The sequence below is a fragment of the Hornefia butyriciproducens genome, assembly GCF_009695915.1.
GTDB lineage: Bacteria > Bacillota > Clostridia > Peptostreptococcales > Anaerovoracaceae > Aminicella > Aminicella butyriciproducens.
In genome coordinates this window covers 1-14391 of sequence record NZ_VUMZ01000004.1, presented here as the reverse complement: position 1 = coordinate 14391, position 14391 = coordinate 1, and the positions used below count along the sequence as shown (strand labels likewise).

Annotated in this window: 18 protein-coding genes; 17 read left to right on the top strand and 1 reads right to left on the bottom strand. The window is 50.4% G+C overall.

The features are described from left to right. From ffh to FYJ64_RS05060, 13 genes are all read left to right on the top strand, one after another. Positions 1-1341: a signal recognition particle protein gene (gene ffh / locus FYJ64_RS05120; RefSeq protein ID WP_154574138.1), complete on the top strand. Its 1341-nt coding sequence runs from the start codon at positions 1-3 to the stop codon at positions 1339-1341. 184 nt (positions 1342-1525) lie between these two features. After that, a complete protein-coding gene (gene rpsP / locus FYJ64_RS05115; RefSeq protein ID WP_075712409.1) occupies positions 1526-1768 on the top strand; it encodes a 30S ribosomal protein S16 in 243 nt (80 codons plus the stop codon). A 17-nt stretch (positions 1769-1785) separates the two neighbouring features. Continuing rightward, on the top strand, positions 1786-2073 hold the full coding sequence (locus FYJ64_RS05110) for a KH domain-containing protein (RefSeq protein ID WP_154574137.1): 288 nt from the start codon (positions 1786-1788) through the stop codon (positions 2071-2073). A gap of 86 nt (positions 2074-2159) precedes the next feature. Then, on the top strand, positions 2160-2660 hold the full coding sequence (gene rimM / locus FYJ64_RS05105) for a ribosome maturation factor RimM (protein ID WP_154574136.1): 501 nt from the start codon (positions 2160-2162) through the stop codon (positions 2658-2660). Further along, the gene (gene trmD / locus FYJ64_RS05100; RefSeq protein ID WP_154574135.1) at positions 2657-3394 is read left to right on the top strand and encodes a tRNA (guanosine(37)-N1)-methyltransferase TrmD; all 738 of its coding nucleotides are present in this window, start codon (positions 2657-2659) and stop codon (positions 3392-3394) included. The genes rimM and trmD overlap by 4 nt, the downstream gene beginning before the upstream one ends. Before the next feature lie 20 nt (positions 3395-3414). Further along, complete coding sequence (locus tag FYJ64_RS05095) at positions 3415-4386, top strand: biotin/lipoyl attachment domain-containing protein (protein ID WP_154574134.1); 972 nt, start codon at positions 3415-3417, stop codon at positions 4384-4386. Positions 4387-4419: 33 nt separating this feature from the next. Further along, positions 4420-5124 (top strand): YggS family pyridoxal phosphate-dependent enzyme, encoded by a 705-nt coding sequence (locus tag FYJ64_RS05090; RefSeq protein ID WP_154574133.1) that lies wholly within the window; start codon positions 4420-4422, stop codon positions 5122-5124. Positions 5125-5138: 14 nt separating this feature from the next. Further along, complete coding sequence (locus FYJ64_RS05085; protein ID WP_235897118.1) at positions 5139-5690, top strand: cell division protein SepF; 552 nt, start codon at positions 5139-5141, stop codon at positions 5688-5690. Positions 5691-5693: 3 nt separating this feature from the next. Further along, a complete protein-coding gene (locus tag FYJ64_RS05080; RefSeq protein ID WP_154574132.1) occupies positions 5694-5978 on the top strand; it encodes a YggT family protein in 285 nt (94 codons plus the stop codon). Between the two features lie 20 nt (positions 5979-5998). Beyond that, positions 5999-6799 (top strand): DivIVA domain-containing protein, encoded by an 801-nt coding sequence (locus tag FYJ64_RS05075; protein WP_154574131.1) that lies wholly within the window; start codon positions 5999-6001, stop codon positions 6797-6799. Between the two features lie 71 nt (positions 6800-6870). After that, the gene (gene lspA, locus FYJ64_RS05070; protein WP_206045548.1) at positions 6871-7326 is read left to right on the top strand and encodes a signal peptidase II; all 456 of its coding nucleotides are present in this window, start codon (positions 6871-6873) and stop codon (positions 7324-7326) included. Continuing rightward, positions 7284-8264 (top strand): RluA family pseudouridine synthase, encoded by a 981-nt coding sequence (locus FYJ64_RS05065; protein WP_427810759.1) that lies wholly within the window; start codon positions 7284-7286, stop codon positions 8262-8264. The genes lspA and FYJ64_RS05065 overlap by 43 nt, the downstream gene beginning before the upstream one ends. Positions 8265-8560: 296 nt before the next feature. Further along, positions 8561-9277, top strand: a complete 717-nt coding sequence (locus FYJ64_RS05060) for a GTP pyrophosphokinase (RefSeq protein ID WP_154574128.1) — start codon at positions 8561-8563, stop codon at positions 9275-9277. 81 nt (positions 9278-9358) lie between these two features. On the opposite strand, the gene FYJ64_RS05055 is transcribed toward FYJ64_RS05060, so the two are convergent. Beyond that, positions 9359-11053: an Rqc2 family fibronectin-binding protein gene (locus FYJ64_RS05055; protein WP_206045547.1), complete on the bottom strand. Its 1695-nt coding sequence runs from the start codon at positions 11051-11053 to the stop codon at positions 9359-9361. A gap of 223 nt (positions 11054-11276) precedes the next feature. Here FYJ64_RS05055 and FYJ64_RS05050 point away from each other — a divergent pair, with 223 nt between their 5' ends. The 4 genes from FYJ64_RS05050 to FYJ64_RS05035 all read left to right on the top strand — a co-directional run bounded on the left by FYJ64_RS05050 (position 11277) and on the right by FYJ64_RS05035 (position 14000). Continuing rightward, entirely contained in the window at positions 11277-12161 is an 885-nt protein-coding gene (locus FYJ64_RS05050; RefSeq protein ID WP_154574126.1) for a YicC/YloC family endoribonuclease, read from the top strand. A 190-nt stretch (positions 12162-12351) separates the two neighbouring features. Then, positions 12352-13005 carry a guanylate kinase gene (gene gmk, locus FYJ64_RS05045; RefSeq protein WP_235897117.1) on the top strand — a complete coding sequence of 218 codons (654 nt, stop codon included), beginning with the start codon at positions 12352-12354 and terminating at the stop codon, positions 13003-13005. Next, the gene (gene rpoZ, locus FYJ64_RS11655) at positions 13006-13341 is read left to right on the top strand and encodes a DNA-directed RNA polymerase subunit omega (RefSeq protein ID WP_154574125.1); all 336 of its coding nucleotides are present in this window, start codon (positions 13006-13008) and stop codon (positions 13339-13341) included. A 302-nt stretch (positions 13342-13643) separates the two neighbouring features. Further along, entirely contained in the window at positions 13644-14000 is a 357-nt protein-coding gene (locus tag FYJ64_RS05035) for a LytTR family transcriptional regulator DNA-binding domain-containing protein (protein ID WP_206045546.1), read from the top strand. The last annotated feature ends 391 nt before the right edge of the window (positions 14001-14391 follow it).

The window sequence follows — 14391 nt, the reverse complement described above, 5'->3', positions numbered from 1 at the left end:
ATGGCATTTGAGAGTTTATCAGATAAATTACAGAATACCTTTAAACATCTGAAGGGGAAAGGCGTTCTGACAGAGAAGGATATCGACGCGGCGATGCGCGAGGTCAAACTGGCTCTGCTGGAAGCAGACGTCAACTTCAAGGTCGTGAAGGAATTCGTGGCGGATGTCAAGGCAAAGTGTCTGGGCGAGGAGGTCATGAAGAGTCTGACCCCGGCGCAGCAGGTGATTAAAATCGTCGATCAGCAGCTTACGGAGCTGATGGGAGGCGAAAATGTCAAACTCAGCTATTCACCGACAGGATTTACGACCATTATGATGGCGGGACTTCAGGGTACAGGTAAGACGACCACCTGCGGCAAACTGGCCAACTACCTGAAGGAATCAGGGAAAAAGCCTATGCTTGCGGCCTGCGACGTATACCGTCCGGCGGCGATCGACCAGCTGGAGGTTGTGGGAAAGGCCTGCGGGACTCCGGTTTATACCGACCGCAACTGCCAGGATCCGGTTAAGATCGCAAATGACGCCAGAGCGGAGGCAGAGAAAAAGGGATATAACGTTCTGATTATAGACACCGCCGGCCGCCTGCAGATCGATGAAGAGCTGATGCAGGAACTGCAGAACATCAAGGAAAAGGTCAAGCCTCACCAGATTCTGCTGGTAGTGGACGCACTGACCGGTCAGGATGCGGTTAATGCGGCGAAGGGCTTTAACGAAAAGCTGGATGTGGACGGAATCATCATGACAAAGATGGACGGAGACGCCAGAGGAGGAGCCGCACTGTCCGCAAGAAAAGTTACGGGAAAACCGATCCTGTTTCTGGGAACCGGCGAGAAATACAACGCATTGGAAGCTTTTCATCCGGATCGTATGGCCAGCCGCATTCTGGGAATGGGAGACCTGCTCTCCCTCATCGAGAACGCTGAGCGGGACTACGATGAGGCGAAGGCGGAAAAGCAGCTGGAGCGCCTGAAAAAGAACCAGTTCACGCTGGAGGACTTTCTGGAGCAGATGGGCGAGGTCAAACGCATGGGGGGCATAGGCAAGATCCTGGAGATGATGCCGGGCGTCAGCAGTAAGCAGATGCAGAATGTCAACCTCGACGAGAGCGAAAAAGAGTTCCGTCAGTATGAAGCCATCATCTATTCCATGACAAAGGAAGAACGGCAGGATCCGAGTATCCTGAACGCCAGCCGGCGCAAGCGGATTGCAGCGGGATGCGGACTTCCGGTGAGCCGGATCAATACGTTGATCAAGCGTTATGAGGAAACAAAGAAAATGCTGAAGCAGTTCAGCAGACCCGGTGCCATGAAGAAAAACCGCATGCTGCGCGGACTGTTTTAAAAAACCTGACTGCATCAGGACCGGGATGAAAGCTCCACGGAGTCTGAAGCAAAGCGCCCGGATGCGCCGCAGCACAACTTTGAGAGCGCCGCAGCGCGATGAGCGCCGGAAAGTGCCGGAAGCGGCGGAACAAATTGTTTCATATTTTGTTTAACAAAACATATAAAAAGATGGAGGAAATAAAATGGTAAAAATCAGATTGAAGAGAATGGGAGCACACAAGAAGCCTTTTTATAGAGTTGTTGTTGCAGATTCCCGCACACAGAGAGACGGAAGATTCATCGAGGAGATCGGCTATTTCGATCCCATGGTGGAGCCGAATGTCATTCGCATCGACGACGAAAAGGCGAAAAAATGGCTGGCCCAGGGTGCGCAGCCGACAAATGTTGTAAAGGATCTGCTGAAGAAATCCGGAATCATTGAATAGGAAAGCGGTGATACGCAATGACAAAGTTAGTCGAAACCATTGCAAAATCCCTTGTGGATCATCCGGATCAGGTAATTGTAACGGAAAAGGATGACAGGCAGGGCAGCGTTCTGCAGCTTCGGGTCGCCGGCGACGATATGGGCAAGGTGATCGGTAAGCAGGGCCGCATCGCCAGGGCTCTGAGAACGGTTGTCAAGGCGGCCGCTACCAGAGAGAAGAAGAAAGTGATCGTCGAGATCATCTCGGAGGAGGAATTCGAGGAGGAAAACGGCGGAGGGGAAGCATTGGAAAACGGTGTGAACTAAGAGTAGATCGGCACATGGAAGACCTGAACTTCTGGGGCAGGGTTCCATGTGCTTTGATGATTTTTTGCGGATGAATACGGAGAACTATGAGTGAGAAGATACTGATCGGAAAAATCGTGAACGTGTTCGGCCTTTCCGGCGAAGTAAAGGTCTATAATTATTCGGGGTCGGAGGATCGCTACGAGAAACTGGAACAGATTTTTGCCGGCGGGAACCGGTACCGCATTCAGCAGGTACGTCATCAGAAGAACATGATCCTGCTGAAACTGGAGGGCGTGGATGATCGCGACACGGCGGAGCGGCTGCGGGGGAAAAACGTCTATATGAGTGAGGAGGAACTTCCGGAGCTACCAGAGAACGAGCACTATATCCGGGATATGATCGGCATGGAGGTGTATGATGAACCCTCCGGCCGTATCGTCGGGACGCTGAAGGATGTACTCACTGAGCGGGCGCAGCCGGTGTATGTCGTGAACATAGAAGACGGTGGGGAGGTTCTGATTCCGGGGGTACCTGTCTTTGTTAAAAAAATCGATGAGACGACCCGGCGCATCACGGTCGCTCTGATAGAAGGGATGCTGCCATGAAATTCAATGTTCTGACGCTGTTTCCGGAGATGTTCACTCCGATGACGACGAGCATCCTGGGACGGGCTGCGAACCGGGGACTTCTGGAATTCAATTTTGTGAATATCCGGGATTACAGCCGCGATCCACATAATCGGGCGGACGATTATTCCTTCGGAGGCGGGCCGGGCATGGTCATGATGGCAGAACCGATTTTCGGTGCGATGGAGGCTGTGGATGCGGGAACAAAGAAAGTTATCTACATGTCTCCTCGAGGGAAGATCATCAGCAGAGAGATTCTGGAATCTCTGGCAGAGGAATTGGAACTGGTGATTCTCTGCGGCCATTACGAGGGTGTAGATCAGCGGGTTCTGGATTACTGGAATGCAGAGGAGCTTTCCATCGGAGATTATATCGTAACAGGAGGAGAACTTCCGGCGATGGTACTGATGGATTCGCTGTCCAGACTGATTCCCGGAGTGCTGGCAAGCGAAGAGGGCGCGATGGGGGAATCAGTGTATTCCGGGTTGATGGAGTATCCGCAGTATACCCGGCCGCGCTCCTTCAGGGGACTGGAGGTTCCGGAAATTCTGCTGTCCGGGGATCACAGAAAAATAGATCTCTGGAGGTTTGAAGAGGCCTTGCGGCTGACGGCGGAGAGGAGACCGGAGCTGTTTGAAGATTTTGTGAAGAAACACGGTGAATTGCCAAAAGATGAACAGAAAGTGATGGAAAAAGTACTGGGAATGTTGTAGAATAGGTAAAAGAGGATTTTATGAAGGGTATTAAAGGAAAGCCAATTTTATTGTTCATTCTCGTGCTGGCGGCGCTCTACTGTGTAATCTATGTGATTCCAACGCTGACCGGTGCGCTGAGGTCTTCCTATACCGTGGAATATGGTGAACTTCAGATTTCCGATGAAACAGACGGATACATTGTCCGGAATGAGAAGATCTACTTTGCCGGTACGGGCGGAGAGGAAAACCGCTACATCAGTGCCGGCAAACTGATTCGGAAGGGCACAAAGGTCATGACGCTGACAGGAAGCAATGATGACCGGGAACAGCGCAGATACCGGAGGATTCGGGAGAACGTCGGCAACGCGGGAATCACGACCAGCAGTTTCGCTGCACAGGCGGAGGGAGTTGTGAGTTATTATGCCGACGGATACGAGGCTGAGTTTACCCCCTCTGATATTGACAAAAAGAAATACGATGATTTCAGGGAACTGGGAAAGGCGGAAAGCATTGATCTGGCACGGAGCGAGGTCGCGAAGGGCGACCCGGTCTTCAAAATTGTGGATCGGTCCGGCTGGTATATGGTGTGCTATGTTCCTCTCGAAAACAGGAGCCGGTACAAGACCGGCGAACGGTACACTCTGGTGCTGAATCAGAAGACAGAGATCTACGGAAGGGTGACGGGAGTGAACAGAGAGGAAGGCCGTCTGAAACTGGTGATCCGGACAGATTATTATTATAAAGACTTCGCATCGGTGCGGACGGTGCCGGTGAAAATCATCACATCCGATGCGACGGGGCTTGTGATTTACAACTCCAGCATCACGAAAAAGAACGGGCGGAAGGGAGTCTATGTCCGGCAGAACAACGGGAAATACAGATTCACGCCTGTTCAGGTGATTACCACAGACGGAAAGAAATCCGTGATCAGCAGCTCCAGTTTCTATGATTCCGACGGAAATGCGGTCAGTACCGTGCAGAATTACGATGAGGTGCTCAGAAGAGCCTGAAATAAAGATTTATAAGAAAAGACGGTGAGAGTAATGTCAATTAAATCAAACATCGATTATGTAAACGAGCTGAAGGCGCAGGCGGCGGAGAAGTCCGGACGGAAGGCGGAGGATGTTCTTCTGGTCGCGGTGACCAAGCTCCATACTCCGGCAGAGATCAATGAAGCGATCGACGCCGGGATTACAGATATCGGGGAAAATAAAGTCCAGGAGATTATGGACAAATATGACTCGGTGAAACCAGTTCGCTGGCATCTGATCGGCCACCTGCAGACGAATAAGGTCAAGTATATCATCGACAAGGTCTGCATGATTCACTCCGTTGACAGTTTCCACCTGGCGAAGGAGATTAACAAACGGGCTGCGCAGCATGATCTGACGATGGATATCCTGATTCAGGTCAATTCGGCAATGGACGAAAACAAATTCGGAATTACTACAGATGAGACTGACGAGCTTATTCAGCAGATTTCTGAAGAATGCCCGAACATTCGGATCCGCGGACTGATGTGCATTGCGCCGTTCGAGGAGAATGTGGAGGACGCCCGACCGTATTTTGCGGCGGTGAAGAAGATATATGACAGATATGCGGGTCAGAAAACAGACCGGGTGGATTTCCGGTACCTGTCCATGGGCATGACACACGATTTTCAGGTAGCCGTGGAGGAGGGATCCAACCTGATCCGGGTAGGAACTGCGATCTTCGGATATCGTGATTATAGAAAAGAAGAGAAATAACAGGAGGAGAAATTATGAGCATTGGGGATTCCATGAAGAAGCTGATCGGCATCGAGGAGCTTGATGAGATCACGGAAGAGGAAGTAAATGCGGCAAAAGATCAGTTGACGAAGCAGGCGCCGATGAGAAGCGCTGCGAAGGAGGTTCCTCAGGCGGCACCGGCGCCCGCGCCGGAGCGTCATCAGACACCGCCGATGACATCCTCCAGTCCCGCCCGGGGAGAAAGGAGATTTACAGTGACCAGTACCAATGCGTTCAAGCTTGTATTGCTGGAGCCGAAGACCTTTGAGGAATGTCCGAAACTCGTAGACAGTCTCAAGAGCAGAAAACCGGTCATCATCAACCTGGAGAAACTGGAGACCGAGACCGCCAGAAAAATCTTTGACTTCCTGAGCGGAGCAACCTATGCTTTGAACGGAAACGTCCAGAAGGTAGCGAATAATATCTTTATTTTCGCGCCAGAGAATGTTGATATTGCGGGAGGTATTTCCGAGGATCGGTCGGGACCGGAATTCCCTACGGATGACAGAGCGACAATGAAAGCAGATAACCCCTGGAGGAAGTAAAATTTGGTCTATACACTGATAAGAGCGATCAGCTGGTTCGCCAACATTTTGATTTTTATCCTGATGGGAAGAGCGATTCTCAGCTGGTTTGCGAGAGATCCATATTCATCTATGGGGAAAGCCTATATGGCGTTTGTACGGCTTTCGGAACCGATGGTGGCGCCCTGCCGGAAGCTGCTCAGCCGATGGAATACCGGTATGTTTGATTTTTCAGTATTGCTGGCGTTCTTTCTGGTCGAGATTGTCGAGAGGGTGCTGATACGGATTATAGTCTTAATCGCATTGTAACAATGTGAAGGGGGAGGCATATGATAACACCACAGGATATTGAACAAAAAGTATTTACTTCCGCGCTGAAGGGATACAAAAGGGAAGAAGTAGACAAGTTCCTGGACGAGATCATGATGGGAATGGAGTCCCTCCTGGCGGAGAACGAACGACTGAAAAAGAACGTTGCTGATCTGCAGGCGGAAATTCAGGAGCACAAGCAGAACGAGTCTTCTGTGATGGAAACCATCGAACAGGCGAAGAGTCTCATGAGCGACATCTCCGAGAGTGCGGAAAAGAGAGCGGAAGTGATCATTAAGAACGCGCACGCCGATGCGTCCCGGATCGTACAGGACGCCAGAGAATCCGTCGCCAATCTGACCAGTCAGAGTGATACGATGAAGTCGCACCTGAACACGTTCAGGAGCAACTATAAGAAACTTCTGAAGCAGGAACTGAACCGGATTGACGGTGTTCAGAACGATCTGTTCGCAGATCTGCGGAGTGATTTCTATCCGGGAACAGAGCTGGAGGAAGAACCGGCTCCGGCCGTTGAGAATGATATGCAGGATCCGGCCATCGCTGCGGGGCTGTTCAGCGAGACGATCAGTGATGAACCTGTCGCGCCGGTCAGGACCCCGATGGATGATCTGTTCTCTGAACCTGTAGCGGTCCAGGCGGACGTTGCTGACGAGGAACCGACGGAAAATATGACTGACAAAACCCTGACCGACCTGGTGTTGGAACAGGGAGAAACTTCGCCAGACTTCGACGAAAACGCCAAGACGATCGTGATGAACGGTTCAGAGGCTTTTCTGCATCAGAACCCGGACGGCCGTTAAGTCGTCGGTTCGATGCGAAGTATTGAAATATGAAGCGGAGGCGGGGCAGTTTACTGCCCCGTAAGAACTGTATGAGATATTTTATTGCTGCGGCGGGGATTCTGCTTGCTGATCAGCTTGTGAAGGCAGCCGTCCGCGCGGCTCTGCCGCTGGGAGGCGCTGTTGCTGTACTCGGCAATTTCTTTCGGATCACATATATCCGGAACAACGGGGCTGCATGGGGAATCCTGTCGGGCATGCGGGGATTTCTGATGGTTTTTCCTTTGGTCATGACGGTTCTGATCGTCGTTTTCCTGTTGAAAAACCGTCAGATGCACTGGCTGGGCAAGCTGTCTCTGACTATGATCGCGGCAGGCGGCATCGGGAATTTTATTGACCGTATTGTATTCGGTTATGTGACGGATATGTTTTCCTTCTCGTTGTTCCCGCCGGTGTTTAATGTGGCAGATATTGCTGTGACAGTGGGTTGCGGCCTTCTGATGATATTTGTTTTCCGAGGAGAGAAATTATCACAGAAAAGAGGATAGGAACGATCGAAAGATTCAGGTATGAAATCAGTGAAGAAACAGCAGGCAAACGCCTTGATTCAGTGCTGGCGAAGGCAATTGACGGGATGTCCCGTTCTCATGTTCAGAACATCTTTGATCTCGGAGGAATCCGCGTCAACGGCGAACAGTGCACATCCAAGAATTATAAGGCTGCTGCCGGTGATATAATCGATGTGGTTCTCCCGGATCCCGTGGAGCTGGAAATCGAGCCCCAGAACATCCCGCTGGACATCGTATATGAGGACGATGACGTTCTGGTTGTGAATAAACCGGTGGGAATGGTCGTGCACCCGGCCGTCGGGAATCTGGATGGAACACTGGTCAATGCGATAATGTATCACTGCGGCGACAGCCTGTCATCCATCAACGGGGTCATCCGTCCGGGAATTGTGCATCGGATCGACAAAGACACCAGCGGACTTCTGATGGTGGCGAAGAATGACCGGGCACATGTTTCCCTTTCAAGACAGCTGTATGAGCACACAATCACAAGGAAATATCTAGCGTTGGTGCAGGACAACATCCGTCAGGACGAGGGCACGGTGGATCTGCCGATTGGAAGAGACCCGAAAAACCGACTGAAAAAAGCGGTGAACGGCGCAGGAGCCAAGGATGCGGTCACGCATTTCCGCGTGCTGGAGCGCTACGGAGAATATACGCTGATCCGTTGTCAACTGGAGACTGGAAGAACTCATCAGATTCGGGTTCACATGGCCTATATCAAGCATCCGCTTATCGGCGATCCGCTGTACGGATCAAAAAAACAGATATTCAATGTTAAGGGGCAGATGCTTCACGCAGGAATTCTCGGATTCGTCCATCCTTCCTGCGGAGAATATATGGAATTCCGGGTTGATCCTCCGGAAGAGTTCCGGCGTGTGGTCTGCACGCTGAGAAGTAAAACGGAACGCCCGTGAGAGACGTTCCGATGCAGACCCGGTACTGAGGATGACGGTAGGGGAGTGATTTTCTTCGTATTGTGAGACAGGGGAATTTGAATTGGTTTGTCGATTGATTTCATGCGATCAGCAATGTGTATATTTGCACTCTTTTATGGGTTCCTCCTCTCTTATCCGATACATCGCACAGTGAGGGACTGCTGTATGGATACTGTAAAACCGTTGTATGGGGAAAGCAAGAGGAACTTTTTCTGATGTCATGGATTCGACTCTGAATGTCGAAATGCAGAAATGAACTGCAGGAGGTCTTGAAAATGAGCGAGGCGAAAATTGCCAGTGTGAATGAGATTCCCAGCGATCTTCTGAAACAGCTGATGCCGAGCCATCCGGAGGATGTGCTCATCGCATTCGATGATTTCGAGTATCTGATGATGCGCTACGAGTCTGCAATTCTGGAGGTACGGACCAAACTGGAGATTTTGAATTCCGAACTGACGCTGACACAGGATGACAGCCCGATTTCCTCTATTCATTCCAGGCTGAAGAAACCGGCAAGCATCTACGAAAAACTTGTTCGACAGGGAAATGACATCAATCTGCGTTCGATTGAAGAAAATCTGAACGATGTGGCCGGCGTGCGTGTGATCTGTGCATTTGTGGACGACATCTACAAAGTTGCGAAAATGCTGGTACAGCAAGATGACATCACGCTGATCGAGGTGAAGGATTATATCAAGAATCCCAAACCCAACGGATATCGGAGTTATCATATGATTCTGGAGGTTCCTGTTTTCTTTACGCACGAGAAACAGCCGATCCGGGTCGAAGTGCAGATTCGTACTGTCGCTATGGATTTCTGGGCGAGCCTGGAGCATCAGATCAGGTACAAAAAAGATTTGCCGCAGTATAAGGCGGATGAAATCGCTGCAGAACTGAAGGCCTGTGCGGATACCATCGCGGACACCGACCGCAGAATGCTGGCGATCCGTGAGAAACTGGGAACTCGCGGCGACAAAGAAAAGAAGAAATGATTTTCAGACTCCGCGTGTTTTGGACCCGCGCGAGCGTACGTAAGCAGATTTCCGGACTCACGCGGGCGTACGTATGTGTGTTCAGGTGCGCGTGCTATTCTCTGACACCGGCTCTCCGGGATTTACCCATACCGTTTTATTATTTGTGAAAATAACCATCCCCGGCTTTGCCCCGGATGGTTTTTTTACGTAACGGACCCGGACATAGTCCACCGGAACGTTTTCGGATTCCCTGGCTTTGCTGTGGAACGCGGCCAGAGAAGCCGCCTCAAGTATCGCAGTTTCGGTGGGCTCATGTCCCTCGGTGAAAAGGATCACGTGAGACCCCGGGATATCCTTGGTGTGAAACCAGTAATCGGTTTTTCCGGCCGTCTGCAATGTCAGGATATCGTTTTCCCGGTTGTTGCGTCCCACCAGAATCCGGAATCCGTCGCTTGTCGTATAACGGCGGGGTTCAGGCCTGTACTTCTGCCTCCTTTTCCGTCCGGTTTGTCTGCGTCGGCGGACGAATCCCGTTTCTTCCAGCTCTTCACGAAGGTCTTCGATTTCCCGGATGCTGTCTGTGTTGTTCAGAAATGTCAGCACGGATTCCAGATAGTCGATGTTCTGCTGTGCCGATTCCAGCTGAAGCTTTTTCTCCTTCACGGCGGTTTTCGCCTTGCCGAAACGTTTGAAATACTGCTGCGCATTTTTGTTGGGAGAGTACCGTGGATCCAGCGGGATGGTCACATCACTGCCGTCATAATAATTTGTCACTGTGATTTCCTTCATTCCCGGGCGCATCTGATGGATATTCGCGGTCAGAAGCTCCCCGTAAAGGCGAAGATTGTCTGAGTTTTCCGCCTGCAGAAGGTCTTCGGAAAGCCGTTGCTTTTTCAGATACAGCTTGTCCAGAGACGCGTTCACCGATCGTACCAGATCATGTGATTTCTGCCGCACCCGGTTTGAGCTCCGTTTATGCTCGAAGTACCATCCCATAGCCCGGCTCAGACTTTCAAAAGTCATGACACTGCAGCTCTCTTCAAATGCGGTCAGCGGGACGATATGAAATTCCCGGGGCGTACCTGATTCGTCGACGTATACACGGGGAACAAATTCAAGTTCTTCGATGCTTCGCATCACGCTCGCCAGAAATTCATAACGATCTTCCCGTGCAGCCAGTTCGTCAGCGATTGCAGGGGAAATTCCGCCGATTTTAGAAAGGACAGCCTTCCCTGTGTCTCCGGCGTTTCTCAGATCTTCTTCGGTGGCCTCTTTATATGGGATTTTGTTCTGGGCCGGAGGATATTCATAGAGCTTGCCGGGAAGGAGCTGCCGCGCCCGGTTGACATCGATGGAAATCCGCTTGATGCTGTCTATGATTTTTCCTGTCGTCATGTCTACCAGTACGATATTGCTGTGTTTTCCCATGATTTCGATAATCAGCTTCCGTGCCACAGTAAATCCGAGCTCATTCAGAGTTTCGAGTGAAATCTCCAGGATTCGTTCAGAATCCTTTTGCTCCACAGCTACGATCCGGCCGCCCTGTATGTGCTTGCGAAGCAACATACAGAAGGGCAGCGGCTGCGGCGGATTCACCGGATTCTCTCCGATGAACCGGATGCAGGCCGCTGAACTGTCAACTGTGATATAAAGCCGGCGGTTTCCTTTCCGGGTATGGATGTGGAGAACCAGCTCGTCCGCCTCCGGCTGATAAATTTTATCGATTTTCCCCAGAGTGATCTGCTCTGCCAGCTCTTTGGCAATCGCCTGGGTAATAATTCCGTCAAATGCCATTTCTGTTTCCTTTCTGTCGCTGTCCGGCAGGCTGCGCCGGAATCTGCGCGGCGGAACAGAGCCGCCGCTCTGCCGCTCTGCGGTTTTTCTTCCGGTCCGGCTGATCCTGTCGGTACGCCCGCTGCGGCGGAACAGTATTATTCTACTTGAGCGATATTGGTTTGTCAATGAAGGCGGATTATGGTAGACTATACAGGGCAGAGGACGTACAGGAGGACAGAAAATGATCAAGAGCATGACCGGCTTCGGCCGCGGAGAGTTTTCCGATGGAAAACGGAACGTCACGGTTGAAATCAGAACAGTAAACCATCGCTACTGCGATATTGCGGTCAGAATGCCGCGCAGATATTCTTTTGCGGAAGACAAAGTCAGAAAGACGATCAGGGGAAAGATCAGCCGGGGGAAAGCGGATGTTTCCATACTTGTGGAGAATATTACAGAAAGCGATGTGACGATTCGTCTGAACGAGCCTGTCGCCGATCAGTATATCGAAAATCTGAACCGGCTGAAAAATGAATTCCGTCTGGATGGTGAGATCAGTCTGTCTCTGATCGCGCAGATGCCGGAGGTTCTGAAACAGATTCCGGATGTTGAGGACGAGGATGAGATGACCCGCTGCATTCTGACGCCGGTGATGCAGGCAGTGGAGAATCTGGAAGAAATGCGTGCAGCGGAGGGCAGGAAACTGGCGCAGGATCTGCTGATGCGGGCAGACCTTATTCGCGAGCTGGTATCCCGGATCGAGGTTAAAGCGGATGATGTTCCGAGAGAGTATGCGAAACGGCTGCGTGACCGCATTGGTGAATTGCTGGAGGGAAGCGTTGAAATTCCCGAGGACCGGATCATGGTGGAGGCGGCGATTTTTGCCGACAAATGTAACATAACGGAGGAACTCACCCGTCTGAAGAGCCATATGGATCAGATGAAGACGATCATTACTGAAAGCAGCGGAGCCGACGGGAAGAAACTTGACTTTCTGGTGCAGGAAATGAACCGGGAAGCGAATACGATCGGTTCTAAAGCAAACAATCTCGAGATCACGTCGCTGATGCTTCAGATTAAAGCGGAAATAGAAAAAATCCGCGAACAGGTGCAGAACATCGAATAACTCTTTGTTCGCTAAACAGTGTGCTGCGGTCCCGAGCACATCCCGCGAGGACACCGTGGACATCCTGTGCAATCCGGCGGACATGTGCATTACCCGACGGACATATGCATTACCCGGCGGACATGTGTATTACCCGACGGACAGGACTTGAACCGTGATCGCAAACGTGGTATAATTTTGTTTTGACAAAATGACAATCAGAGGAGTTAGAATGGAAGCTTACGCACAGCATACGGGAAAACTGTTTATCATTTCAGGTCCTTCCGGAGCGGGAAAAGGAACGATTTGCAAAAGACTGATTGAAGACAGCGATCCGGACAGAATGGAACTGTCTGTATCGATGACGACCCGCCCGCCCAGAAAGGGAGAGGTAGACGGGGTCAGTTATTATTTTGTGACAATGGAGCAGTTCCGGGAGAACGTTCTCGCGGACGGATTCCTGGAGCACGCGGAGGTGTACGGGAACTGTTACGGCACGCCGAAAGCGAAGGTCATCGAAAAACTCGAAGCCGGAATTGATGTTGTTCTGGAAATCGATATTCAGGGAGCGATGAATGTAAAAAAAGCGTATCCTGATGGAATTTTCATCTTTATCCTTCCGCCCTCGATGTCGATTCTGCGCAAACGTCTGACGGGACGGGGAACAGACAGCATGGATATTATTGATATGCGTCTTTCCAAAACGCTGGGAGAATTGTCATATATTGAAGAATATGATTATGTCGTCGTAAACGGGGAACTGGAGGAGGCGGTGGATCGCGTCAAAGCAATCGTCGTCGCGGAGCACTCCCGGGTGACGGAGAATATAAACGAACTGATTGAGAGATATAAGGAGGAGATCTAAATGTTATACCCGTCAATAAATGAAATCAGAAAAAAAGCGGACAGCCGTTATACAATCGCGATTCTGGCGGCCAAGCGAGCCCGTGATCTGATCGATGGAAAGCCTGCGCTGACGGAAGACGCGCACTGCGACCGGCCGGTTTCCATTGCGGCCTGGGAGATTGCGGAGGACTTGATTACCTATGTCCGTGATGAAAGTGCTTCTGATGAAGATTTCGAGAATCCTGAGGATGGTGCAGAACTCCAGAATACGGCTCCTACGGAAAACCTTTCTGAGGAAGAACCTTCCGTCGAAGGAACTGTCCCTGAAGCTGAGGCTCAGGGAGAAGATATGTGAATCACAGACATGCGAGTCAAAATCTGCGAGCATGGATATATAAGAATGAAGACACCTGCGTTTGCGGGTGTTTTTTATTGATGACCGGGAGACCTGTAGACGGAAACGATACGGAAAAGGTCGGCGGAGGTCGGCAGAAGTCGGAAAAGGTCGGAGAAAGGGAGGCAAAGAAGCGGTTAGAGTCGGAAAATGTCCGGTGATAAATTCACGCATTTGCTGTAAAATAAAGAATACACATACTATTTTTAGATACGAGCGTTTTTTAAAGGAAAAAATGAACAGAAGCGGAGAGGAGGCTTATGATGACGGATACGAATGTGGGTTACCTGCCGATTGTAACAAAAGCTTGTACGACGAGAGTGCGAATCAGCGATGTAATGATGATTTCCAGGAATTATCGAAAACTGGAGATTAAAGCAGAAAGCGGCGATTTTCAGTATTATGAGAAACTGGATAATATTGCGGGATGTCTGGGACGGCAGTTTTACAGGTGTTCAGACGGAATCATCATCAATTTTGAAAAGGTGGAGTGTATGAAGCAGCAAAGCATCACGTTCAGCAACGGGTGCAGGGTGGAACTCGGAAGGGACTGTTATCTGAAGGCAAGGAAAGCGTTTACGCAATACCTGAACGAGCAGTTCCAGCACTACTTCAGGTGATCTGATGAGATTCGGTGCGATAAATTCTGTGCGGATTTTTTGTGTTCCTGTGATTTTAGTGTGACACATCCTTCAGACATTTCTGTTGCACCGGCAAGAATTAAGATTTAGAATCACTGCACAGCCGACGGTGAACCGGAAGGCAGAGTTTATTCTGTAGGATGGAGAAGGTGCTGAATTGATCTGTATAAAGGTAGAAACGGCCCATTTTACTTCAGTCAAAAAAGAAGTTTGCAAATCCGAAAAAAAGATGTTGACAAGGGAGTAAACAGGTGGTAATATATTAAATGTTCGCGGCACACGCGAGCACGGAAAGCCTTGAAAAATGAAGGATTTCCGGAAGGACCTAGAAAACCACATAGACAGGAAACGAAAGTCAAACAAGACAAAA